We start from the raw sequence: 22,056 nt of genomic DNA on the forward strand, positions 1-22,056 counted from the left end.
GCCGCCCCGGTCCCACATAAGGCGACATGGCCAGTCTTCTCGATCCAGCGGCGCGCGGGCGCGTCATCCTTGTCGGCGCGGGGCCGGGCGATCCGGGCCTGCTCACCGTGCGCGCGGTGGAGGCGCTGAAAGCCGCTGACGTCGTCGTCCATGACGGGTTGATCGACCCGCGCGTCCTCGACATCGCGCCCGCCTCCGCACAGCGCATCTCCGTCGCTAAGCAGCGCGCGCGGCACACGCTGCCGCAGGAGGGGATCAACGCCCTCATCGTCGCGCATGTCCGGCTGGGGCAGGTCGTCGTCCGGCTGAAGGGTGGCGACCCGTTCATCTTCGGCCGCGGCGGCGAGGAGGTCGAGGCGGTGCGCGCCGCCGGCCTGCCCGTCGAGGTCATTCCCGGCGTGTCGGCGGCGCTCGGCTGTGCGGCGGAGGCGATGCTGCCGCTGACCCACCGCGATCATTCCAGCGCGGTCAGCTTCGTCGCGGGCCAATGCAAGGGGCTGGCCGATCAGGACTGGTCGGGTCTCGCCGGACAGGGCCGGACGCTGGTAATCTACATGGGGCTGGCGACCGCGACCGATATTGCCGACAAGCTGATGGCCGATGGCGTCGCGCCCGACATGCCGGTCGCGGTGCTGGAGCGCGGTACCTTGTCGGGCAGCCGCGCGATGAAGACGTTGCTGGCCGATCTGGGGCCGATGGTCGCGCGCGAGACGGTGAAAAGCCCCGGCATCATCGTCGTTGGCGAGGTCGTCGAACTGTCCGACGCCACGGACAAACTGGCCCGCTGGGCGCGTATCGCGGAGAGTGTCGCATGAAGCTGTTGACCGGAAACGACCTGGCGTTGGGCGACGTGGTGTGGTGGACCGGATCGGGCTGGTCGCGCCATATCGAGGACGCGGCCGATGTCGGCGACCGGGGCGAGGGCATCGCGCGCGCCGAGGAAGGCGCGCTGCGCGTCAACGTGCCCTATGTCATCGACGCGACGCAGACGCCCGACGGCCCGCGCCCCGCGCATATCAAGGACCGGATCCGCGCACTGGGTCCGACCGTCCGCCCCGACCTGACGTTGAAGCCCGCCGACCCCGCCGCCGGCAGCTGGGTGATATAGGATACCGCCATGTACAAATACGACACCTATGACCAGGCGATGGTCGATGCCCGCGTCGACGAATTTCGCGACCAGGTGAAGCGTCGCCTCGCCGGCCAGATCACCGAGGACCAGTTCAAGCCGCTGCGGCTGATGAACGGCCTGTATCTGCAGCTCCACGCGTACATGCTGCGCGTGGCGGTGCCCTATGGCACGCTGGACGGGCGGCAGATGCGGATGCTGGGCCACATCGCGCGCAAGTATGATCGCGGCTACGGCCACTTCACCACGCGCCAGAACATCCAGTTCAACTGGATCAAGCTGGAGGACACGCCCGACATTCTCGCCGAGCTGGCGACGACCGAGATGCATGCCATCCAGACGTCGGGCAACTGCATCCGCAACATCAGTTCGGACCAGTTCGCCGGGGCCGCCGCCGACGAGGTCGCCGATCCGCGCCCATGGGCCGAGCTGATCCGCCAGTGGAGCACCTTCCACCCCGAGTTCACCTATCTGCCGCGCAAGTTCAAGATCGCGGTGATCGCGGCGGACGAGGACCGGGCGGCGATGCGGCTGCACGACATCGGTATCCAGTTGCTGGTCCGTGACGGCGTGCTTGGGGCGAAGATCTTCGTCGGTGGCGGCATGGGCCGTACGCCGATGATCAGCCACGAGATCAAGGACTTCATCACCGCCGACGACCTGATGAGCTATCTGGAGGCGTGCCTGCGCGTCTACAATCGCTACGGTCGGCGAGACAATATCTACAAGGCGCGGATCAAGATCCTGCTGCACGAGATCGGCCCGGACGCCTACCGCGATCAGGTCGAGGCGGAGTTCGCGCAGATCAAGTCGCTAGGCATCGACCCGCCGGCGGCCGAACTCGCGCGCATCACCGCCTTCTTCGGCGAGCCGGCGTTCGACGCGGACGCGAGCGATACGGTCGACCGCAGCGATCCCGACTTCGCGGTCTGGGTCGACCAGAATGTCCGCACCCACAAGCGGGCGGGCTATGCAATCGTCACCGTCAGCCTGAAACCGACCGGCGGCATCCCCGGCGACGCCACCGCCGATCAGATCGACCTGATGGCCGATCTGGCCGAACGCTACAGCTTTGACGAACTGCGCGTCACCCATGCGCAGAACATCGTCCTGCCGCATGTGCGCAAAAGCGACCTGTATGCGGTCTGGCAGGCGCTGGCCGGGGCGGGTCTGGCCGAGGCCAATCTCGACCTCATCAGCGATATCATCGCCTGCCCGGGCCTGGATTATTGCAGCCTTGCCAATGCGCGCTCGATCCCGCTGGCGCAGAAGATCGCGACCCGCTTCGCCGATCCGGCGCGGCAGCGTGACCTTGGCGAGCTGAAGCTGAAGATCTCGGGCTGCATCAACGCCTGCGGCCATCATCATGCCGGGCACATCGGTATCCTTGGCGTCGACAAGAAGGGCACCGAGAACTTCCAGCTGTCGCTCGGCGGGTCGGGCGCGGAGGATGTCAGCCTCGGCAAGATCACCGGTCCCGGGTTCGACGAGGACGGCGTGGTCGACGCGATCGAGCGCGTCACCGACAAATATCTCGCGGTGCGTGACGAGGGCGAACGCTTCCTCGACACCTATCGTCGCGTCGGCTTCGCGCCGTTCAAGGAGGCGATCTATGGGTAATCCCCCAGTGCACGAAACGCTGCTGCGCTTCCGCGACGACGAGCCGCATGACGAGCCGGCGGTGACGCTGGACGCGTTCCTCGACGGCCAGACCAACGCCAACGCCGTCCGGCTGGAATCGGGCGACGACGCGCGCGCGCTGCTGCCGCATCTGGGCCAGCTCGCGCTGATCGAGGTCGCGTTTCCCGGCTATCGCGACGGGCGCGGCTATTCGGCGGCGCGGATCCTGCGCGAGGGCGGCTATGATGGCGAACTGCGCGCGGCCGGCGACGTGCTGGTCGATCAGCTGCCGCTGATGCGCCGGTGCGGCTTCGACAGCTTCGCACCGCAGGCCGAGATCGACATCGACACGCTGCGCCGTAGCCTGGCGCGGTACGACACGCATTACCAGGCGGCGGCGGACGGCGCGGTGCCGATCTGGAAGCTGCGACATGGGTAGCGCCGCGCGCGTCCTCGACACGATCGACGTGGCGCCGGCGTTCACGCTGGCCGATGCGGCCGCGCTGGAGGCGCGCTTCGCCGGTGTCGACGCGCCCGCGATGCTGGCCGAGCTGCTGGTCGGCGAACTGGCGGGGCGAATCGCGTCGGTTTCCTCCTATGGGGCCGAAAGCGCGGTGCTGCTGCACATGGTGGCCAGCGTCGACAAGGACGTGCCGGTCATCTTCACGAACACGCAGAAGATGTTCGGCGAAACGCTGGCCTACCGCGACGAACTGTCCGAGCGGCTGGGCCTGACTGACCTGCGCGTGTTCCGGCCCGATCCGCGCCTGCTGGCGGAAAAGGACGCGAGCGGCCTGCGCTGGTCCTACGACCCCGACGGCTGCTGCGATCTGCGCAAGGTCGAGCCGCTGCGGCGCGCGCTCAGCCCCTTCGATGCATGGATTTCGGGACGGAAAGGCTTCCAGGCCGGCACCCGCACCGCCCTGCCCCGCTTCGAGATCGACGAGGGCCGACTGAAGATCAACCCCCTCGCCGACTGGAACAAGGCGAAGCTCGACGCCTATTTCGCCGAACACCAACTGCCGCGCCACCCGCTGGAGGCGCAGGGGTACCTTTCGATCGGCTGTGCGCCGTGCACGTCGAAGGTGAAACCCGGCGAGGATGCGCGGGCCGGACGGTGGCGCAATTTCGACAAGGTCGAATGCGGCATCCACGCGCCGACGAACTTCGATCCGATTATTTGAGGGTGGCGCACAGGGGGCGGCTCGCCGTCATCCCCGAGTCGCGGAAGGTTACAAAGGTTACACCCGCAACAGGGGGGGCCGGTCTTTCGACGGGATATTGCGGCTGGGGGTAGAGGCGGGATCGGCTGGCATCCGACAGGGTGAAGCAAATCGCGCCCGAATAGGACAGCAGTTTTTCGACGATAGCATCAGAGTCACCCGTCATTGCGAGCGTAGCGAAGCAATCCAGAGCGTCTTGCCGGTGGCTCTGGATTGCTTCGCTACGCTCGCAATGACGGGTAATTGGACAATGGATGCTCTGGCCCAATGTAAGGGCCAACATTCTTGACGGCGTTCGCCACTTGCAGATGTTCAGTCCTTCGAGCTTCGCTGCTCACGCCACGCGCCCGTACGAAACCGTTCGGGCACTTCATCATTCAACGGGTCGATGCCACCTGCTTCCAGTTCATCAAACCAACGATCCCTTTGCGATGGCGGCAGCTTCTCGCCACACCACGGACAGTAAAAGAGGCTTTGTCGAGCTTCACCGGCGTGAACCCAATACTCGTCGAAGCGCGCGTCCTACTGGATTGATCCCCAGCCATTCTGGGGGTGCTGGTCCATGTAGTTGCGCCCTTGCAACGTTGTGCGATTCGTCTGATCGGAATGGTCGCTCATGCGCTCACCTTAGCGGCGTTACGAATTGGCAGCTAACCACCACATTCTCTCGCGTGCCATGAGCGGCGATCAGCCAGCGACCGGCGGTTGCTGCATCGGAACATCGCCGGCTCTGCCCTTCGCGGCCCGGCCCCTCCACCATGCTGCACATGGTCCCCCTCCCCGTGCCGGGGAGGAATGGTTAGTATTCCTCCAGGTCCGAGAATTTCGTGATCGTCGGGTCGAACTTCATGCGGACCTTGCCGGTGGCGCCGTGGCGCTGTTTGGCGACGATCAGCTCGGCCAAACCGTAGACCCGTTCCATTTCCGCCGCCCACGATGCGTGGTCCTCGAAAATCTTGGCGCTGTCGCCGTCGATCGGGCGCTTCGGCTCCTTCGATGCGACGTAATAATCCTCGCGGTAGACGAACCAGACCATGTCGGCGTCCTGCTCGATAGATCCCGATTCGCGAAGATCCGACAGCATCGGCGTCTTGTCCTCGCGCTGCTCGACCGCGCGGGACAGCTGCGACAGGGCGAGCACCGGCACGTTCAAATCCTTGGCCAGCGTCTTCAGCCCGCGCGAGATTTCGGAGATTTCCTGCACGCGGTTGCCGTCGCCGGTCTTGCCCGATCCGGACAGCAGCTGGAGATAGTCGACCACGACCAGTCCGATCTGGTTATTGTGCCGCCGCTGCAACCGGCGGACGCGGGTGTGCAGCGCGCCGATGCTGAGGCCGCCGGTATCGTCGATGAACAGCGGCAGGTTTTCCAGCTCGGCGGCGGCCGCCGCAAGCTGCCCGAACTCCGCACGGCTGATCTTGCCCATGCGCAGGCTTTCAGACGAAATCCCCGACTGTTCGGCAAGGATACGCGTCGCGAGCTGGTCGGCGGACATTTCGAGGCTGAAGAACGCGACCTTCGCTCCCACCGAATCGGCCGGTGCGATACCGTCGTTCATGTCACGCATCCAGCGGCGCGCGGCGTTGAACGCGATATTGGTGGCCAGCGACGTCTTGCCCATGCCGGGACGGCCGGCGAGGATCATCAGATCGGAATGATGCATGCCGCCGATCTTGGCATTGATGCTGTTGATGCCGGTCGTGACACCCGACAGGTTGCCGCCCGAGTTCAGCGCGCGCTCGGCCATCTTGACCGCCGCGGTGGTCGCCTGCGCGAAGGTCTTGACCGCGTTTTCGGACACGCCCTCGGCCGCGACCTTGAACAGCTCCTCCTCGGCCAGTTCGATCTGCGCGCGCGGGTTGACCTCCTCCGACGTGTCAAGCGCGCGGTCGACCAGCGTGCGGCCGACCGACACCAAAGCGCGGAGCATGGCGAGGTCATAGATCTGTTGCGCGAACTGACGCGCGCCGATCAGGCCGGCACCGCTGCCGGTCAACCCGGCGAGATAGGCCGGGCCGCCCAGCTCGCGCATCCCCTCGTCCGCCTCGAACATCGGGCGCAGCGTGACCGGGGTCGCGAGCATGTCGTTGCCGCGCAACGTCTTGATCGCGGCGAAGATGCGGCCGTGGCAGGGTTCGAAGAAATGCGCGGGTTCCAGCCGGTCGACCAGATCGTCGGCCAGCCGGTTGTCGATCATCATCGCGCCGAGCATCGCGGCCTCCGCCTCGACGTTGCGGGGCAGCTGCTGCGGTTCGGGGGACGCGGGGGCGGGGAATGCGAGTGTGGCCATGCGCCGCCTTCTACGCGCACGCGGGCCTCGCTCAAGGGACAACCGACCATGCGGGCGGGATTAGCTGTGGATAGTGTGGCGCGGATTGTCGCGGGGCCGCATCCCTACTATCGAACCGGAATGGCCGATCCCCGCATCATCGACGTGACACTCGACGAAGGCACCATTTTGTGGCGCTCGGCGGATATCGAGCAGGAACGCAGGATCGCGATCTTCGACCTGATCGAGGGGAATCACTTCGCGCCGCAACGGGTCCAGCCCGACGGCTATGCCGGGCCGTACAGGCTCGCGCTGGCGGTCGAGGAGGGACGGCTGGTGATGGCGATCAAGCGCGAGGACGGATCGCCGCTGGAAACGCTGATCCTCGCGCTCGGGCGGTTCCGCCGGCCGATCCGCGATTATTTCGCGATCTGCGACAGCTATTACCAGGCGATTCGCGCCTCGACGCCGCAACAGATCGAGACCGTCGACATGGCCCGGCGCGGCGTCCACAACGACGCGGCCGACCTGCTGATGGAGCGGCTGGCCGGCAAGGTAGAGGTCGATTTCGACACCGCGCGCCGGCTGTTCACGCTGATCTGCGTCCTGCACATCAAGGCCTGACGGTTTTGCGCCGCTCGGTCCTGTTCGCCATCGTCCTGGCGGTCGTCGGCACGCTCGGCATCGTCGGCTGGCACAAGGCGACCCGCTGGCGACCCGCGCCCGCCGACTATCCGTTGCAGGGAATCGACCTGTCCGAAGGGGCCGGCGCGGTCGAATGGCCGATGGTCCGTGCGGCCGGCGCGGACTTCGCCTATGTCGTCGCGACCTCGGGCCGCGACCGCCGCGATGCCGGATTCGAGGCGAACTGGGCGGCGCTGCCCGAGGCGGGCCTGCGGCGCGGGGCGGTCCATGTCTATTCGCTGTGCCAGCCCCCGGTGGATCAGGCGAACGCGTTCAACACCTTCGTGCCGACGTCGGCCGACGCGTTGCCGATGGCGGTCGATGTCAGCTTTCACGACGACTGTACCGCGCGGCCCGAGCGCGCGGCGCTGGTCGCCGACCTTGCCCGGTTCGTGACGATGGTCGAGACACACACGGGCAAGCCCGCGCTGCTGCGGATCGCGAAACCGGTCGAATCGCGCTATGCGCTGACCGAGGCGCTCCACCGGCCGACCTGGGAGATGGCCAATTTCCGCGCGCCGGACTATGCCGCGCGGCCCTGGGCGATGTGGCGGGCGAGCGACATTCGGCGGATCGACGGGGTCGAGGGACCGGTAAACTGGGACGTGGTGGCACAATGACCGACGAAGCACGACGACTGATCGACGCGGCCCGCGCCGCCGCGACGAATGCCCATGCGCCGTATTCGCGCTTCGCGGTCGGCGCGGCGGTGCTGCTGTCTGACGGCAGCATCGTGACGGGCGCGAACGTCGAAAATGCCAGCTACGGCCTGTCGCTCTGTGCCGAAACCGTGGCGATCGCGACCGTCAGCGCAAGCGGGCGGCTGCGCGAGGTCGTCGCGATCGGCGTCATCGGCGGAGCGATGGACGCCGCCGGCCGCGCCACCGGTGACACGCCGGTGCGCCCCTGCGGCCGCTGCCGCCAGGTGCTGAACGAGGCCGCACAGATGGGCGGCCGCGACCTGGCCGTCCACTGCGCGGGCGCGCAAGGCGACGCGATCGCCAGCTACCGCCTGTCGGCGCTGCTACCCGACGCCTTCGGACCGGCGGATCTGGGGATTGGGTGACGCGCCCCGATTGTCGTCCGCCAACGCCTGACTTTCCCGCCTTAACGGCCGACTGACCGGGCAGACATCCTGCACGAAGCCGTTCAGCGTGTTCGCCAGACTTTCCGGCACCAGACGATAATAGATGAACTGGCCTCGCTTCTCGCTGGCCACCAGACCGGCTGATTCCAGCACGGACAGATGCTGCGAAATCGAAGGTTTCGACATGGCGAACCGTGACGCGATTTCGCCGGCATTCAGCTCGGCATGCGCGAGATAGGCGAGGATTTTCCGACGCGGTGCCGACGCGAGGGCTTCGAAGATACGTTGCATGCGGACTCCTTAGCCTCGGCATATAGGCGCTAAACTAACTATCGACAAATCCAGCCTCTGGTGTTTAGGTTATTGCCTAACCATCTAAGGATGAGTCGTTATGCCTTGCCTGTCCAGCGATCGGATGATTGCCGACGACCAGAGCTGTGCCACCGACGGCCGCGTGCGATGGGCACCGGCCCGATCGCTGTGGATCGGCGGCATGACACTGCTGGCGATAGTCCTGGCCCCGCTCTACGTCACACCGGGCGCGGTCGTTGTATTTCTCGTCAGTTCGGCACTGACCCTTTGCCTCGGGCACTCGATCGGCCTTCACCGCCTGCTGATCCACCGCAGCCTTTCCGCGCCGCTGTGGTTCGAGCGATTGCTCGTCTATCTCGGCACCCTCGTTGGCATGGCCGGACCGCTTGGCATGGTGCGCCTGCACGACATGCGCGACTGGGCGCAGCGTCAGCGTGCCTGCCACGACCTTCACGCCCATCGCGCGTCCTTCTGGAAAGATGCCTGGTGGCAGATGCACTGTCGGCTCGATCTCCGCGCGCCGCCCCGCTTCCGGCCCGAACGCTATCTGCGAACCGATCCCTTCCTTGCCTGGCTGGAGCGATACTGGATGGCGCAGCAGATTCCGTGGGCGATCCTGCTTCTCTGGTTCGGCGGACCGGCGTGGCTGGTCTGGGGCGTGCCCGTCCGCGTTGCGGTCAGCGTGACCGGCCACTGGCTGGTCGGTCACATCACGCATCGCCGCGGCCCACAGGGCTGGTCGGTCGACGATACCGCCGTGCAGGGCCACGATCTGCCCATCGCCGCCCTCGTCACTTTTGGCGAGGCCTGGCACGGCAATCATCATGCGTGGCCGGGATCCGCGCGACTGGGTGTGGAACCGGGTCAGGCCGATCCGGGCTGGTGGGTGCTGACCATGCTGGCGCGCATCGGGCTGGTTCACGATCTCCAACAGCCCGGCGATCTCGTACCGCGCGCCGGGCTGCGGCGGGTCGCGTGACGCGCACCCCCTTGCCGCCCGCCCCGCTTTCGTCGCAAGGCGCGGACGTACAAAGGGGAAGCATCATGTCCGTCCTGTCCGACCGCTGGATTCGCGAACGCGCGCTGGCCGATGCGATGATCGAGCCGTTTGTCGAGAGCCAGCGCAACGAGGGCTGCATCAGCTACGGCCTGTCGTCCTATGGCTATGACGCGCGGGTGGCGGACGAGTTCAAGATCTTCACCAATGTCGACAGCGCGATCGTCGACCCGAAGAACTTCGCCGCCAACAGCTTCGTCGACCGCAAGACCGATGTCTGCATCATCCCGCCCAACAGCTTCGCGCTGGCCCGCACGGTCGAGTATTTCCGGGTGCCCCGCGACGTGCTGGTCATCTGTCTTGGTAAATCGACCTATGCGCGGTGCGGGATCATCGTCAACGTGACCCCGCTGGAGCCGGGCTGGGAGGGGCATGTGACGCTGGAGTTCTCCAACACCACGCCCCTTCCCGCGCGGATCTATGCGAATGAGGGCGCATGCCAGTTTCTGTTCCTCAAGGGAAACGAGCCGTGCGAAACGAGCTATGCCGACCGGGCGGGAAAATATATGGGTCAGCGCGGGGTGACGTTGCCGAAGCTGTGATGCTGTTCGGGCCGGGCTGATCCGGCATTCCCCCGAAATCTTGCCCCGGAAATCTTGGTCGGGGCGACAGGATTCGAACCTGCGACCCCCACACCCCCAGTGTGATGCGCTACCAGGCTGCGCTACGCCCCGACCGAGGGCGGGCAGTTACGCCGGGTTTGCGCCAGATGCAAGCGGTACGCGGAGCCTTTCGTGCATTTAGCGCCCCATGGACGGCGATATCCACCCGCCGCTGACCCGGGGGCTGGCGGTGGTCCGTGTTGCACGCCCGCGCAAGCGGTGATAGCGGGCGAGCCATGTAGGACAGGCGTGTATCGCGTCCGTCGCCTCCAAGCCAAAGTCGGGACGTCATGTTCATTTCCTCTGCCTATGCCCAGGCTGCCGGCGCTGCCGCACCTTCCGGTGGCCTTGCCTCGTTCATCAGCATCGCGCCGCTGTTCCTGATCTTCGTGGTCTTCTATTTCCTCATGATCCGCCCGCAGCAACGCCGGATGAAGGCGCTGGCCGCCTCGATCCAGGCGGTGAAGAAGAACGACACGGTCGTGACCTCGGGCGGCATCGTCGGCAAGGTGACCAAGGTCGAGGACGCATATGTCGAGGTCGAGATCGCGCCCAACACCCGCGTCCGCGTGGTGAAGTCGACGTTGACCGAAGTCGTCAACGCAATGTCCAAGCCGGCGAACGACTGACCCGATGCTCGACTTTCCCCGCTGGAAGATCGCCTGGATCTGCGGCCTGCTGGCCGTGCTGTGCGCGATCGCGATCCCGAGCTTTATCCCCGAACGCTACACCCCGGCCTGGCTGGCGGGCGCATCGCGTATCAACCTGGGCCTCGATCTGGCGGGCGGCAGCTATCTGATGCTGGAGGCGGAAACCGCCGACCTCGCCAATTCGCGGATCGAGACGATGCGCGACCAGGTGCAGGCCGAAATGCGGCGCGGCACCCCGCGCATCGCGATCGGTGACATTTCCACCCGCGGCGGTCGGCTGACCTTCCTGTTGCAGGACCCAAGCCAAGTCGATGCCGCGCGTGAGCGCCTGCTGACCATCACCGGCACCGGCGCCGGCATGACCGGCCAGCGCCAGTGGGACATCAGCGTCGTCGACACCAGCCGCTTCGTGCTGAAGCCGACCGAGGCGGGCCTGAAGGAAGCGATCGACAGCGCGATGGCGGACGCGACCGACGTCGTGCGCCGCCGTATCGACGAGCTGGGCACGCGCGAGCCGACGATCGTGCGCCAGGGCGACAACCGCATTCTCGTCCAGGTGCCGGGCCTGCAGAACCCGCAACAGCTGAAGGACCTGCTGGGCAAGACCGCCAAGCTCGAATTCAAGCTGGTCGACGAAAGCGCCGATCCGGCCGAAGTCGCCAAGGGTCGCGCGCCGATCGGCAGCCAGGTCCTGCCCTATCCGGGCAATCCGCGCGGGGCACCGTTCGAGGCGCTGAAGCGGCAGGTCATCATTTCGGGCGACGAGCTGATCGACGCCCGGCAGGAATTCGACCAGCAGACCAACGCCCCCAACATCGCCATCACCTTCGACGGCAATGGCGGGCGCAAGTTCGCGCGGGTGACGCAGGACAATGTCGGCAAGCCGTTCGCAATCATCCTCGACAACAAGGTGATCTCGGTCGCCAACATCAACGAACCGATCCTTGGCGGTCGCGCGTCGATCTCCGGCAACTACACGGTGCAGACCGCCAACGAACTGGCCATCGCGCTGCGTTCGGGCAAGCTGCCGGTGGCGTTGAAGGTGGTCGAGGAATCGACCGTCGGGCCGGAACTGGGCGCCGATTCGATCCGCGCGGGCATCCTGGCCTGCGCCGTCGCGGTCGCGCTGGTCGTGGCGTTCATGCTGATAACCTATGGCCGGTTCGGATTTTACGCGAACCTTGCCGTCGTCATCAACGTGTTCGTCATCCTTGGCGTTCTCGCGCTGCTCGAAGGCACGCTGACCCTGCCCGGTATCGCCGGATTCGTGCTGACCATCGGCACCGCGGTTGACGCCAACGTGCTCATCAACGAACGAATCCGCGAAGAACACCGGCGCGGGCGCAGCATCGTCCAGTCGGTCGAGCTGGGCTACAAGGAGGCGTCGCGCACGATCTTCGAGGCGAACGTGATCCACACCATCTCGGGCGTCATCATGCTGCTGCTCGGCTCCGGTCCGGTGAAGGGGTTCGCGGTCGTCCTGCTGATCGGCATCTGCACGTCGGTGTTCACCGCCGTCACCTTTACCCGGATGCTGGTCGCGATCTGGCTGCGCAGGGCGCGGCCGCAGACGATCAATATCTGATCGCGGGGAACACACATGAAACTTCTGAAACTTGTCCCCGACAATACCAACATCGACTTCGTTTCCCTGCGCAACTGGGCGTTCGGGCTGACGATGGTGCTGTCGATCCTGGCGGTCGCGCTGGTGTTCACCAGGGGGCTGAACATGGGCGTCGACTTTGCCGGCGGCCTGATGATCGAGGAAAAGTTCGTGACGCCGCCGTCGCAGGACAAGCTGCGCGGCGTCATCGACAATCTGAACCTGGGCGAGGCCGCGTTGCAGCAGCAGGGTGACCCGCGCACCATCTCCATCCGCCTGCCGGTGCAGCAGGGCGCGGACGAGGGTGCGACCAACGCTGCGGTGAAGAAGGTCGAGGCCGCGGTCGCACAGGCGTTCCCGGGGGCTACCTTCTCGCGCTATTCGACGGTGTCGGGCAAGGTGTCGGGCGAGCTGATCTCCAACGGCATCCTCGCGGTCGTGCTGGCAGTGCTGGGCATCGCCCTGTTCACGATCGTCCGGTTCGAATGGCAGTTCGGCGTGTCCACCGTCGTCGCGATCGTCCACGATCTGCTGATGACGCTGGGGTTCTTCGCGCTGACCCAGTTCGATTTCGACCTGAACATCGTCGCCGCCGTGCTGACCATCATCGGCTATTCGATCAACGACAAGATCGTCATCGACGACCGTATCCGCGAGAACATGCGCCGGTATCGCAAGATGGACATGCGCGAGATCATCAACCTGTCGGTCAACGAAACCCTGCCGCGCACGGTGATGACGTCGGTCACGATCCTGCTGGCGCTGGTGGCGATGCTGTTGCTGGGCGGACATGTGCTGCGCGGGTTCACCGCCGCGATGATCCTGGGCATCGTCGTCGGCACCTATTCGTCGATCTACGTCTCGTCGTCGCTGCTCATCACGCTGGGCCTGCGCGCCGAGCCGACCGCGAAGGCCCCGAGCATGCTCGACAAGGCAGAGCGCGTCGGGCCGAAGCAGGACCGCTGATGCGGATGGACCTGGACCGGTCGCCGGGCGGCCCGATCGTCACCGGCTTTTCCGGCGGCGGGTTCAAGGTGGGCGACGGCGCGGGCGGCGAGACGGTCCACGCCGCCGTCCTGCTGACGCCGGCGTCGGCGGACGGCTGGACACCACCGCCGGTCGAGGCATTGACCATCGCCGACGTGGCGGGCCTGCTCGGGAACACTCCTGAATTTCTCCTGATCGGCACCGGTGCGACGCTGGTGCGCCCGCCGGTCGCGCTGGTTCGCGCGGTCGAGGCGATGGGCATCGGCGTCGAGGCGATGGACAGCCGCGCCGCCGCCCGCGCCTGGGGCGTGCTGCGCAGCGAAGGCCGGTCGATCGTCGCCGCGCTCTACCCGATCGCCTGAACCGGTTCGGCTGAATAGCCGGCCACCAGCCCGGACAGGTGGTCGAACAGCGAATCGCGGTTCGCCTCCCAGGTGAAACCCGCCGCCCCTGCGCGCACCGCATCGGTCGCTGGCGGATCGGCGAGCAAGTCGGCGATGGCGGCGGCAAAGGCGATCGGGTCGCGCATCGCCACCCGGCCCGTCGCGGGCGAACGCACCACCTCCCGCGCGCCGCCGGCATCAGTGATGACGATCGGCGTGCCGCAGGCCAGCGCCTCGACCCAGGCATTGGCCAGTCCTTCCGACGCGGAGGCGAGCGCCATCACATCCGCCGCACCGATGATCGCCGGCAACGCGGCATGCGCCACGTCGCCCAGAAACCGTACCCGCTCGGCAACACCAAGCCCTACCGCCAGCGTTTCGAGCGCCGCCCGGTCGGGACCGGTGCCGGCGATGACCAGAGTGACGCCCGGCAGCGTGGCGATGGCGGTCATGACGATGTCATGACCCTTGCGCGGGATCAGCGCGCCCAGCGACAGCACCAGCGGCCCGGTTACCCCAAGCGCGGCCTTCTGCGCCGCCCGGTCGCCGGCGACGAAGCGGTCATGGTCGACACCGGTGTGATGAACGCGGATCCGGTCGCCCGGCAGCCCCAGCGCGATCATGTCGTCGCGCATCGCCGCCGACACCGCCAGCAGGCCATCGGCGGCCCGGCCGGCCGCGCGAACCTGGTGCGCGGTCGCGGGCGCGGTGCCCCAATGGTGGATATCGGCCCCGCGCGCCTTGATCGACACCGGTACGCCGTACCGTCGGCCAAGCGCGGCCGCCGCGACGCCGTCCGGGAAGAAGAACGATGCGTCGATCACGTCGAATCCTTCGCCCGCCGCGAGTCCGTCCAGCACCGGGGTGACCGCGCGCGCCAACGCCGCCGCATACCAGCGGCCCGCCGTCAGCGGCCACGCGCGAAACCGTGGCCGGTGGACGGTCACGCCCTTCCAGTCCTCGACCAGCGGCAGCGCGGCCAGCCGCGCATGGCGACCGCGCCGATCGAATGGAAACGGCGGCAGGCCGACCGGGGCGACCACGGTCAGCGCGACGTCATCGCGGGCGGCGAGGCCCACAGTCTGTTGCTCGACGAACACGCCGAAATTACGCCGGGTGGCATCAGGAAACAGCGAGGACAGGGTCAGGACGCGTAACATACCGGGTGGATGTAGTGCGGGCGGGTTAAAAGTCTTGTCCCGCCCGCAAGGGGCCTTCCATCAGGCCCTTCGATTGGCGGCCGGCGTCACGGAGCGCGCATGCCCCCCCCCCCGCGAAGGCGGGGATCCAGGAGAATAGGGTAAAGCAGCGTGGTGCAAGGAAACGCCACCACGACCCGCCTGGACTATCCCGGCGCACCGACGCCGGGACGGCATGGATCAGATTCGCTGCGTACCCGGATAGGCGAACAGCACATCCGCGTCGTCGCTCGACGTCACGGTTTCGCTGCCGGTCACGGTCACGCACTCGCCCGCCTTGAAGGCGACGCCACCGACATCGCCGGACCCGGTGATCGGGATCAGCCATGCGGTCTTGCCCTCGGGCACGGTTACCGCCCGCTCGCCACCAGTCCAGCGTTCCAGCACGAACTTCGGCCCCTCGACCATCACCTTGCGGCCTGGCTCGTCGCCGCCCGGCGCGTCGATCGGGCGATAGGGGTCGAGGTGCGCGACATCGACGCCGTCCTTCAGGTGCAGTTCGCGGTCGCTGCCGTAATCGTACAGGCGATAGGTGGTTTCGGAGTTCTGCTGCACCTCGATCAGGGTCAGGCCGCCGCCGATCGCGTGAATCGTGCCCGAGGGCGCGTAATAGAAATCGCCCGCCTTCACCGGCACCCAGTCGAGATCGTCCTCGATCGAGCCGTCCTGCGCATCGGCGCGCAGCGCGTCGCGGGTCATGGTCTTTTTCGGACCTAGGGCGATCGTCGAATCGGGTGCGGCGTCGAGGATGACCCAGCATTCGTCCTTGCCGCGCGGCAGACCGCGCGCCTGCGCCTGTGCGTCATCGGGATGGACCTGCACCGACAGTTTTTCGCTGGTGAACAGGTATTTGATGAGCAGGTCGGGCGAGGTGTCGCCGGGCGCCTGAAACCACACCTCGCCGACCGGATCGCTGCCGGACTCGGGATCGGGAAAGCCGGGGTAGAGGGTGTGGCGGCCCCATGGCTTTTCGACGCGATGGGTGTGGAGCAGGGTCGCGGGCATCGGCTGTCCTTCTTGGCATGACGGAACGGGTGCAATAACGCGCGTCATGCCCCGGCTATCCCGCCACCGGAAGGAGATTGTTCGTTCGGTTAAGGGGATTGTTCGTTGGGGCGCGGATACGCTAAGGACATTGCCGATGCGTATCCCCCAGTCCAAGGCGCTGTCACTCGCGCTGATCGCCGCTTTCGCCCTTCCGATGGCCGGCTGTGCCACCAATCGGGCAAAGGGGGACGTGCCCTATGTCGCGCGCGACGTCGGCACGCTGTATTCCCTCGCCAAAAAGCGGCTCGACACCGGGCGCTACAAGGAAGCGGCGATCCTGTTCGACGAGGTCGAGCGTCAGCATCCCTATTCGATCTGGGCGCGCCGCGCGCAGCTGATGAGCGCGTACAGCTATTATCTCGACAGCAGCTACACCGAATCGATCCAGTCGGCGCAGCGCTTCATCTCGGTCCATCCCGGCAATCGCGACGCGCCCTATGCCTATTATCTGATCGCGCTCAGCTATTACGAGCAGATCAGCGACGTGACCCGCGACCAGAAGATCAGCCGCCAGGCGCTCGATGCGCTGGGCGAACTGATGCGCCGCTATCCCAACACGCGCTATGCGGCGGACGCGCGGCTGAAGGTCGACCTGGTCAACGATCATCTCGCGGGCAAGGAGATGGAGGTCGGCCGGTTCTACGAGACCCGCGGCCAGTGGCTGGCGGCGACATTGCGGTTCCGCACCGTGGTCGACACCTATCAGCAGACGACCCACACGCCGGAGGCGCTGATGCGCCTGACCGAAACCTATCTGGCGCTTGGCGTGCCGGAGGAGGCCGTGAAGTCGGCATCGGTACTGGGCCGCAACTATCCCGGCACCAGCTGGTACAAGCGCGCCTACGACCTTGTGAAGAAATACCCCGCCATGCCATTGCCGCCGGTCGCCCGGGGGGAACAGATCATTCCCGTCGGCACGCCCGGCCTGCCCTCGGTATCGGTCGACGAGGTCGTAACCCCGGGCACCGCCAATGTAACGCCGCGCGCCGAGGCACCGGGATCGACCACGCCCACCTCGCCCAGCGGCGGCGTCGGCAACACCTCGAACGCGCCCGGCGGTACGACGACCCCCGGCGCGCCGCCGATTGCGCCGACCACGACGCCGTAAGAACAGCCCTTCGGTGGCGTGATCGCGGCCGGAGCGTCCCACCGCCCGTCATTGCGAGCGTCGACTGGCGTCATATTGACCTGCCTCAAGCGATACCCGCGCCGCGCCCACGCCCCCGACACGCCCCATTTTCCCTGGACCGGTTTTGTTCTAAGGGAGGCGCCATGCTGACCGCTCTTGCCATTCGCGACGTGGTGCTCATCGAGGCGCTGGACCTTGAATTCGGGGCCGGACTCGATGTGCTGACCGGGGAAACCGGCGCGGGCAAGTCGATCCTGCTCGACGCGCTGGGACTGGCACTGGGTGCGCGCGGCGACAGCGGGCTGGTGCGCCACGGTGCCAAACAGGCGGTCGTCACCGCGACCTTCGACGCACCCGCCGGCGCGGTCGCGGCCCTGCTCGACGACAACGGGATCGCGGTCGAACCCGGCGAACCGCTGCTGGTGCGACGCATCGTCAAGGCGGACGGCGGCAGCCGGGGATTCATCAACGATCAGGCGGCCTCCGCCGGGCTGCTGCGCGAGATGGCCCCGCATCTGGTGGAGATCCACGGCCAGCACGACGATCGCGGGCTGCTGGCCGCCACCGGCCATCGCGCGCTGCTCGACCTGTTCGGGCGGATCGACACCAGCGTCGCGACCGCCGCCTGGGCCGCCGTCCGCGCGGCGGAAACCGCGCTGGCCACGGCACGCGCGGACATCGAGACGGCGGCGCGCGACCGCGAATGGCTGGAACACACCGTCGCCGAACTGACCGCGCTGGCCGCCGAACCGGGCGAGGAGGAGGTGCTGGCCGACCAGCGCCGGACGATGCAGCGCGCGGAAAAGATCACCGACGATCTGGCGGCGATCGACGATTATCTTGACGGATCGGACGGTGGCTTAGCCAAGCTGCGCCAGGCCGCGCGCGTGCTGGAACGGATCGCCGACGATCACCCCGCGCTGGCCGAGGCGTTGGCCGCGGTCGACCGCGCGGTGATCGAGGGGTCGGCCGCCGACGACCGGATGCGCGAGGCGCGCGCCGCGCTCGCCTATGACCCCCGCGCGCTGGAGGATGACGAGGCACGGCTGTTCGCGCTCAGGGCCATGGCGCGCAAGCACCGGGTCCAGCCCGACGAGCTGGCGACGCTGACCGAGGAGATGCGCGGCCGGCTGGAACGGCTGGAGGCGGGCGAAGGCGGAATCGCGAAGCTGGAGGCGCAGGTCGCACAGGCCCATGCCGCCTATGCGACGGAGGCCACGCGGCTGACGAAGGCGCGGGCCGCCGCCGCCGCCCGGCTCGATACGGCGGTGGCGGGCGAGCTTGCCCCGTTGAAGCTGGATGCCGCGCGCTTCCGCACGGCACTCGCGCCGCTCGGGGTCGACGGCTGGTCGGGCGCGGGCAAGGACCGGGTCGAGTTTGAGATTTCGACCAACCCCGGCGCGCCGTTCGCCCCGCTCATCAAGATCGCGAGCGGCGGCGAATTGTCGCGTTTCATCCTCGCGCTGAAGGTCGCGCTGGCCGAACAGGGTGGTGCCGCGACGATGATCTTCGACGAAATCGACCGCGGTGTCGGTGGCGCGGTGGCCTCGGCGATCGGCGAGCGACTCGCGCGCCTGTCGCAGAACACGCAGTTGCTGGTCGTGACGCACTCACCCCAGGTCGCGGCGCGCGGCCGCCAGCATTTCATGATCGCCAAGAGCCATGACGGCACCGTCACCCGCACCGGCGTCCGCGCGCTGCCCGAGGCGGAACGGCGCGAGGAAATCGCCCGCATGCTGTCCGGTGCGACCGTCACCGACGAGGCGCGCGCGCAGGCCGCCCGGTTGCTGGAAACGGCCTAGACCGGCGTGGTTTCGCGACCGCGCCGGTCCGGGTTGGCGCGTCAGATCGTGCCCGTCCCGCCATTCGCGCCGAACACGCTGCCGGTGGTGAAGCTGGTCCCCGGCTCGGCCAGCGCGACGTACAGCGATGCGAGTTCGCCCGGCTGGCCCGCGCGGCCCAGCGGCGTGTCCTGCCCGAACTCGCCCAGCTTGCCCGGCAACTGCCCGCCCGCCACCTGCAACGGGGTCCAAACCGGGCCGGGCGCGACCGCGTTCACGCGAATGCCCTGCTTGGCCAGTTGCTTGGCCAGCCCCTTGGTGAAGATCATGATCGCCCCCTTGGTGGTTGCATAATCCAGCAGTTCCTCGCCCGGATTGAACGAGTTGACCGACGCGGTGTTGATGATGCTCGCGCCCGGCTTCATCAGCGGCACGGCCGCCTTGCTCAGCCAGAACGGGGCATAGACATTGGTCTTCATCGTCCGGTCGAACTGCGCCGGCGTGATGTCGGCGATCGAGGCCTTGGACTGCTGATAGGCCGCGTTGTTCACCAGGATGTCGAGTCCGCCCAGCCCTTTCGCCGCCTGCGCGATCAGGCGGCTGCAGAACGCCTCGTCGGTGAGGTCACCCGGCAGCAGCACGACCTTGCGCCCCTCCGCGCGGAGCAGCTTTGCGACATCCTGTGCGTCCGGTTCCTCGGTCGGGTAATAGTTGATCGCGACGTCGGCACCCTCGCGCGCGAAGGCGATGACGGCGGCGCGGCCGATCCCTGAATCGCCGCCGGTCACCAGCGCCTTCATCCCCTGCAACCGGCCGGAACCGCGATAGGTCGCCTCTCCGCAGTCGGGCACGGGTTTCATGTCGCGTTGCAGCGCCGGCCATTTTTGCGGCTGTTCGGCGAAGGGCTGGCTCGGGTGGTTCGTCTGCGGGTCGCGCAAGGTTACGGCGGGCCGCGCGGTCTGGGCAAAGGCGGGCGCGGCGGCGGCGGCAAGGCCGGCGACCGCGCTGCCCTTCAGGATGTCGCGGCGGTTGCTGTGGTCGGTCATGGGGGCAGGCTCCGGCTATGATGTTGAAGTCCCAACACTTTGCCGGCTGCGATGTTCATTCGAAAAGCGACGTTGCCGCGCTGCGCCCGCTCGCCTACCCAATGCCCATGGATCCGCTGCCCCAGACCGACATCGACGCCGCCGCCGACCTGGCGACGCTGGCGACCGAGATTGCCCGCCACAACGCGCTGTATCATACCGACGACGCGCCCGAGATCGCGGACGCCGACTATGACGCGCTGGTCCGCCGCAACACCGCGATCGAGGCGGCGTTCCCGCATCTGGTCCGCGCCGATTCGCCAAGCAGGACGGTCGGTGCCGCCCCCGCCGGGCATCTGGCCAAGGTGCCGCACGCGCGGGCGATGATGAGCCTCGACAATGCCTTTTCCGATGAGGAGGTGACCGAGTTCGTCGCCCGCGTCCGCCGCTTCCTGAAACTGCCCGAGGACACCCCCGTCGCGCTGACCGCCGAGCCGAAGATCGACGGCCTGTCGTGTTCGCTGCGCTATGAGGGCGGGCGGCTGGTGCAGGCGCTGACCCGCGGCGACGGGCAGGTCGGCGAGGATGTGACCGCCAACGTCGCGACGATCGCCGACATTCCCGACTCGCTCCCCGGCGAGGCCCCGGGGGTGTTCGAGGTGCGCGGCGAGGTGTATATGGCCAAGGGCGACTTCACTGCGCTCAACGCCCGCCTGCTGGCCGAGGTCGGCACGCCGGACAAGGCACGCCAGTTCGCCAACCCGCGCAACGCCGCCGCCGGGTCGCTGCGCCAGAAGGATGCCGCCGTCACCGCCACGCGGCCCTTGCGGTTCCTGGCGCATGGCTGGGGCGAGGCGTCCGCGCTGCCCGCCGACACGCAGGCCGGCGTCGTCGCGTGCCTGCGCGACTGGGGCTTTCCCGTCGCCGACGGCTTCGCGCGGGTCGACGGCGCAGCGGCCGCGCTGGACGTCTATCGCACGATCGAGGCGGCACGCGCCGACCTGCCGTTCGACATCGACGGTGTCGTCTACAAGGTCGACCGGCTCGACTGGCAGGCGCGGCTGGGCCAGGTCGCCAGGGCCCCGCGCTGGGCGATCGCGCACAAGTTTCCCGCCGAACGCGCGCAGACCACCCTGAAGGCGATCGACATCCAGGTCGGCCGCACCGGCAAGCTGACCCCGGTCGCGCGGCTGGAACCGGTGACGGTCGGCGGCGTCGTCGTCACCAACGCGACGCTGCACAACGCCGACGAGATCGCCCGGCTGGGCGTCCACCCCGGCGACCGGGTCGTGGTGCAGCGCGCCGGCGACGTCATCCCGCAGATCGCCGACAACCTGAGCCGCGACGACACCCGCACGCCCTGGCCCTTCCCCACCCACTGCCCCGAATGCGGGTCGGCGGCGGAACGCGAGGCGGGCGAGGTCGACTGGCGCTGTTCGGGCGGCCTCGTCTGCCCGGCGCAGCGGGTGGAGCGGCTGATCCACTTCGCCTCGCGCGCGGCGTTCGACATTCGCGGGCTGGGGCTGGTGCGGATCGAGGCGTTCTTCCACGATCGCCTGATCGAATCGCCCGCCGATATCTTTCGTCTGCGTGGGCAACGCGACGTCCTGCTGGCGCGCGAGCGGATGGCGGAAACCTCGGTCGACAACCTGCTCGCCGCGATCGAGGAAAAACGGACGATCCCGCTCGACCGGTTCCTGTTCGCACTGGGCATCCGCCATGTCGGGGCCACCACTGCGCGCGACCTCGCGCGGCGCTATGTCAGCTTTGCCGCGTTCATGGCGATGATCGACGCGGGACTGGCGTTACGCGCTGACACGGTGCCGGCGATCGGCGAACCCGACCGCAAGTTCGAGCTGCGTCGCCAGCGCGCCATGGTCGCCGCGGTCGACACGGCACAGGTCGGGCCGGAGGTGGCCGAGGCGCTGTTCGACTTCTTTGCCGAACCGCACAACCGCGACGTGGTCGCCGATCTGGCCCGCGAACTGACCATCGCCGATGCGGTGCACGAAACCCGCGCATCGCCGGTGACGGGCAAGACGCTGGTCTTCACCGGCAGCCTGGAGACGATCAGCCGCGACGAGGCCAAGGCGCAGGCCGAGGCGCTGGGCGCGCGCGTCAGCGGCTCGGTGTCCGCGAAAACCGATCTGGTCATCGCCGGACCGGGGGCGGGATCCAAGCTGAAAAAGGCGCAGGATCTGGAAATTGCCGTCATGACCGAAGCCGAATGGACCGCGCTGGTTGCCGCCGCCGCCCCCTGACGGGGCGA

The 22,056-nt window shown here is 67.5% G+C and carries 22 protein-coding genes, 1 tRNA gene and 1 pseudogene; 17 read left to right on the forward strand and 7 right to left on the reverse strand.

Translation table 11 applies throughout. The annotated features are described in order from the left end of the window. Positions 1-26: 26 nt before the first annotated feature. Genes cobA through ASE75_RS03375 form a run of 5 tightly spaced genes read left to right on the forward strand, consistent with a single transcriptional unit; the run spans position 27 to position 3,933 of the window. Positions 27-815, forward strand: coding sequence for a uroporphyrinogen-III C-methyltransferase (gene cobA, locus ASE75_RS03355; protein WP_055928645.1), 789 nt, complete (start codon positions 27-29; stop codon positions 813-815). Then, a complete protein-coding gene (locus ASE75_RS03360) occupies positions 812-1,108 on the forward strand; it encodes a DUF2849 domain-containing protein (RefSeq protein WP_055928648.1) in 297 nt (98 codons plus the stop codon). Before cobA ends, ASE75_RS03360 begins: the two co-directional genes overlap by 4 nt. 9 nt (positions 1,109-1,117) lie before the next feature. Beyond that, entirely contained in the window at positions 1,118-2,749 is a 1,632-nt protein-coding gene (locus ASE75_RS03365; protein WP_055928651.1) for a nitrite/sulfite reductase, read from the forward strand. Continuing rightward, complete coding sequence (locus ASE75_RS03370; protein ID WP_055928654.1) at positions 2,742-3,188, forward strand: DUF934 domain-containing protein; 447 nt, start codon at positions 2,742-2,744, stop codon at positions 3,186-3,188. The genes ASE75_RS03365 and ASE75_RS03370 overlap by 8 nt, the downstream gene beginning before the upstream one ends. Beyond that, a complete protein-coding gene (locus tag ASE75_RS03375) occupies positions 3,181-3,933 on the forward strand; it encodes a phosphoadenylyl-sulfate reductase (RefSeq protein ID WP_055928658.1) in 753 nt (250 codons plus the stop codon). Before ASE75_RS03370 ends, ASE75_RS03375 begins: the two co-directional genes overlap by 8 nt. Before the next feature lie 351 nt (positions 3,934-4,284). Here the strand turns inward: ASE75_RS03375 and ASE75_RS16135 are convergent. Together ASE75_RS16135 and ASE75_RS03380 are read right to left on the reverse strand one after the other, a co-directional pair. After that, positions 4,285-4,479 (reverse strand): annotated as a pseudogene (locus ASE75_RS16135) (DUF6980 family protein); the annotation flags it as partial. Between the two features lie 292 nt (positions 4,480-4,771). Further along, positions 4,772-6,262 carry a replicative DNA helicase gene (locus ASE75_RS03380; protein ID WP_055928668.1) on the reverse strand — a complete coding sequence of 497 codons (1,491 nt, stop codon included), beginning with the start codon at positions 6,260-6,262 and terminating at the stop codon, positions 4,772-4,774. Between the two features lie 120 nt (positions 6,263-6,382). Here ASE75_RS03380 and ASE75_RS03385 point away from each other — a divergent pair, with 120 nt between their 5' ends. Genes ASE75_RS03385 through ASE75_RS03395 form a run of 3 tightly spaced genes read left to right on the forward strand, consistent with a single transcriptional unit; the run spans position 6,383 to position 7,991 of the window. After that, the gene (locus ASE75_RS03385) at positions 6,383-6,865 is read left to right on the forward strand and encodes a UPF0262 family protein (protein WP_055928675.1); all 483 of its coding nucleotides are present in this window, start codon (positions 6,383-6,385) and stop codon (positions 6,863-6,865) included. Positions 6,866-6,870: 5 nt separating this feature from the next. After that, positions 6,871-7,545: a GH25 family lysozyme gene (locus ASE75_RS03390; RefSeq protein ID WP_055928677.1), complete on the forward strand. Its 675-nt coding sequence runs from the start codon at positions 6,871-6,873 to the stop codon at positions 7,543-7,545. Beyond that, entirely contained in the window at positions 7,542-7,991 is a 450-nt protein-coding gene (locus ASE75_RS03395; protein WP_055928681.1) for a cytidine deaminase, read from the forward strand. The genes ASE75_RS03390 and ASE75_RS03395 overlap by 4 nt, the downstream gene beginning before the upstream one ends. Here the strand turns inward: ASE75_RS03395 and ASE75_RS03400 are convergent. Continuing rightward, on the reverse strand, positions 7,950-8,303 hold the full coding sequence (locus ASE75_RS03400) for a metalloregulator ArsR/SmtB family transcription factor (protein WP_055928683.1): 354 nt from the start codon (positions 8,301-8,303) through the stop codon (positions 7,950-7,952). The two genes, ASE75_RS03395 and ASE75_RS03400, sit on opposite strands and share 42 nt — an antisense overlap. Before the next feature lie 163 nt (positions 8,304-8,466). Between ASE75_RS03400 and ASE75_RS03405 the strand changes: the two genes are divergently transcribed. After that, positions 8,467-9,303, forward strand: a complete 837-nt coding sequence (locus ASE75_RS03405) for an acyl-CoA desaturase (RefSeq protein WP_200922299.1) — start codon at positions 8,467-8,469, stop codon at positions 9,301-9,303. Between the two features lie 65 nt (positions 9,304-9,368). Further along, positions 9,369-9,923, forward strand: a complete 555-nt coding sequence (gene dcd, locus ASE75_RS03410) for a dCTP deaminase (RefSeq protein WP_055928690.1) — start codon at positions 9,369-9,371, stop codon at positions 9,921-9,923. 55 nt (positions 9,924-9,978) lie between these two features. Here the strand turns inward: dcd and ASE75_RS03415 are convergent. Then, positions 9,979-10,055 (reverse strand) — tRNA-Pro (locus ASE75_RS03415). Between the two features lie 218 nt (positions 10,056-10,273). On the opposite strand from ASE75_RS03415, the gene yajC reads away from it, so the two are divergent. Genes yajC through ASE75_RS03435 form a run of 4 tightly spaced genes read left to right on the forward strand, consistent with a single transcriptional unit; the run spans position 10,274 to position 13,585 of the window. Next, positions 10,274-10,612 (forward strand): preprotein translocase subunit YajC, encoded by a 339-nt coding sequence (yajC, locus tag ASE75_RS03420; RefSeq protein WP_055928693.1) that lies wholly within the window; start codon positions 10,274-10,276, stop codon positions 10,610-10,612. Between the two features lie 4 nt (positions 10,613-10,616). Next, positions 10,617-12,218 carry a protein translocase subunit SecD gene (gene secD / locus ASE75_RS03425; RefSeq protein ID WP_055928696.1) on the forward strand — a complete coding sequence of 534 codons (1,602 nt, stop codon included), beginning with the start codon at positions 10,617-10,619 and terminating at the stop codon, positions 12,216-12,218. A 15-nt stretch (positions 12,219-12,233) separates the two neighbouring features. Next, positions 12,234-13,202, forward strand: a complete 969-nt coding sequence (secF, locus tag ASE75_RS03430) for a protein translocase subunit SecF (RefSeq protein ID WP_055928700.1) — start codon at positions 12,234-12,236, stop codon at positions 13,200-13,202. 5 nt (positions 13,203-13,207) lie between these two features. After that, entirely contained in the window at positions 13,208-13,585 is a 378-nt protein-coding gene (locus ASE75_RS03435) for an Mth938-like domain-containing protein (RefSeq protein ID WP_055928702.1), read from the forward strand. Here the strand turns inward: ASE75_RS03435 and ASE75_RS03440 are convergent. Together ASE75_RS03440 and ASE75_RS03445 are read right to left on the reverse strand one after the other, a co-directional pair. Beyond that, a complete protein-coding gene (locus ASE75_RS03440; RefSeq protein WP_055928705.1) occupies positions 13,570-14,766 on the reverse strand; it encodes a glycosyltransferase in 1,197 nt (398 codons plus the stop codon). The two genes, ASE75_RS03435 and ASE75_RS03440, sit on opposite strands and share 16 nt — an antisense overlap. Before the next feature lie 219 nt (positions 14,767-14,985). Further along, a complete protein-coding gene (locus tag ASE75_RS03445; RefSeq protein WP_055928710.1) occupies positions 14,986-15,810 on the reverse strand; it encodes a class I mannose-6-phosphate isomerase in 825 nt (274 codons plus the stop codon). A gap of 136 nt (positions 15,811-15,946) precedes the next feature. Here ASE75_RS03445 and ASE75_RS03450 point away from each other — a divergent pair, with 136 nt between their 5' ends. Beyond that, positions 15,947-16,960 (forward strand): outer membrane protein assembly factor BamD, encoded by a 1,014-nt coding sequence (locus tag ASE75_RS03450; RefSeq protein WP_055928714.1) that lies wholly within the window; start codon positions 15,947-15,949, stop codon positions 16,958-16,960. Between the two features lie 164 nt (positions 16,961-17,124). Continuing rightward, the gene (gene recN, locus ASE75_RS03455; RefSeq protein WP_055928717.1) at positions 17,125-18,783 is read left to right on the forward strand and encodes a DNA repair protein RecN; all 1,659 of its coding nucleotides are present in this window, start codon (positions 17,125-17,127) and stop codon (positions 18,781-18,783) included. Positions 18,784-18,824: 41 nt separating this feature from the next. Here the strand turns inward: recN and ASE75_RS03460 are convergent, their stop codons facing one another. Further along, the gene (locus tag ASE75_RS03460; RefSeq protein ID WP_055928720.1) at positions 18,825-19,808 is read right to left on the reverse strand and encodes an SDR family oxidoreductase; all 984 of its coding nucleotides are present in this window, start codon (positions 19,806-19,808) and stop codon (positions 18,825-18,827) included. Positions 19,809-19,915: 107 nt separating this feature from the next. Here ASE75_RS03460 and ligA point away from each other — a divergent pair, with 107 nt between their 5' ends. Beyond that, the gene (gene ligA / locus ASE75_RS03465; RefSeq protein ID WP_055929419.1) at positions 19,916-22,048 is read left to right on the forward strand and encodes an NAD-dependent DNA ligase LigA; all 2,133 of its coding nucleotides are present in this window, start codon (positions 19,916-19,918) and stop codon (positions 22,046-22,048) included. Positions 22,049-22,056 lie beyond the last annotated feature (8 nt).

Origin of the sequence: Sphingomonas sp. Leaf17, assembly GCF_001421505.1 — a bacterium.
GTDB lineage: Bacteria > Pseudomonadota > Alphaproteobacteria > Sphingomonadales > Sphingomonadaceae > Sphingomonas.

What these genes read in the sequence shown, in the direction of transcription:
- cobA (WP_055928645.1), top strand. Translation starts at nt 27, where the DNA reads ATGGCCAGTCTTCTCGATCCAGCGGCGCGCGGGCGCGTCATCCTTGTC.
- ASE75_RS03360 (WP_055928648.1), top strand. Translation starts at nt 812, where the DNA reads ATGAAGCTGTTGACCGGAAACGACCTGGCGTTGGGCGACGTGGTGTGG.
- ASE75_RS03365 (WP_055928651.1), top strand. Translation starts at nt 1,118, where the DNA reads ATGTACAAATACGACACCTATGACCAGGCGATGGTCGATGCCCGCGTC.
- ASE75_RS03370 (WP_055928654.1), top strand. Translation starts at nt 2,742, where the DNA reads ATGGGTAATCCCCCAGTGCACGAAACGCTGCTGCGCTTCCGCGACGAC.
- ASE75_RS03375 (WP_055928658.1), top strand. Translation starts at nt 3,181, where the DNA reads ATGGGTAGCGCCGCGCGCGTCCTCGACACGATCGACGTGGCGCCGGCG.
- ASE75_RS03380 (WP_055928668.1), bottom strand. Translation starts at nt 6,262, where the DNA reads ATGGCCACACTCGCATTCCCCGCCCCCGCGTCCCCCGAACCGCAGCAG.
- ASE75_RS03385 (WP_055928675.1), top strand. Translation starts at nt 6,383, where the DNA reads ATGGCCGATCCCCGCATCATCGACGTGACACTCGACGAAGGCACCATT.
- ASE75_RS03395 (WP_055928681.1), top strand. Translation starts at nt 7,542, where the DNA reads ATGACCGACGAAGCACGACGACTGATCGACGCGGCCCGCGCCGCCGCG.
- ASE75_RS03400 (WP_055928683.1), bottom strand. Translation starts at nt 8,303, where the DNA reads ATGCAACGTATCTTCGAAGCCCTCGCGTCGGCACCGCGTCGGAAAATC.
- dcd (WP_055928690.1), top strand. Translation starts at nt 9,369, where the DNA reads ATGTCCGTCCTGTCCGACCGCTGGATTCGCGAACGCGCGCTGGCCGAT.
- yajC (WP_055928693.1), top strand. Translation starts at nt 10,274, where the DNA reads ATGTTCATTTCCTCTGCCTATGCCCAGGCTGCCGGCGCTGCCGCACCT.
- secD (WP_055928696.1), top strand. Translation starts at nt 10,617, where the DNA reads ATGCTCGACTTTCCCCGCTGGAAGATCGCCTGGATCTGCGGCCTGCTG.
- secF (WP_055928700.1), top strand. Translation starts at nt 12,234, where the DNA reads ATGAAACTTCTGAAACTTGTCCCCGACAATACCAACATCGACTTCGTT.
- ASE75_RS03435 (WP_055928702.1), top strand. Translation starts at nt 13,208, where the DNA reads ATGGACCTGGACCGGTCGCCGGGCGGCCCGATCGTCACCGGCTTTTCC.
- ASE75_RS03440 (WP_055928705.1), bottom strand. Translation starts at nt 14,766, where the DNA reads ATGTTACGCGTCCTGACCCTGTCCTCGCTGTTTCCTGATGCCACCCGG.
- ASE75_RS03445 (WP_055928710.1), bottom strand. Translation starts at nt 15,810, where the DNA reads ATGCCCGCGACCCTGCTCCACACCCATCGCGTCGAAAAGCCATGGGGC.
- ASE75_RS03450 (WP_055928714.1), top strand. Translation starts at nt 15,947, where the DNA reads ATGCGTATCCCCCAGTCCAAGGCGCTGTCACTCGCGCTGATCGCCGCT.
- recN (WP_055928717.1), top strand. Translation starts at nt 17,125, where the DNA reads ATGCTGACCGCTCTTGCCATTCGCGACGTGGTGCTCATCGAGGCGCTG.
- ASE75_RS03460 (WP_055928720.1), bottom strand. Translation starts at nt 19,808, where the DNA reads ATGACCGACCACAGCAACCGCCGCGACATCCTGAAGGGCAGCGCGGTC.
- ligA (WP_055929419.1), top strand. Translation starts at nt 19,916, where the DNA reads ATGGATCCGCTGCCCCAGACCGACATCGACGCCGCCGCCGACCTGGCG.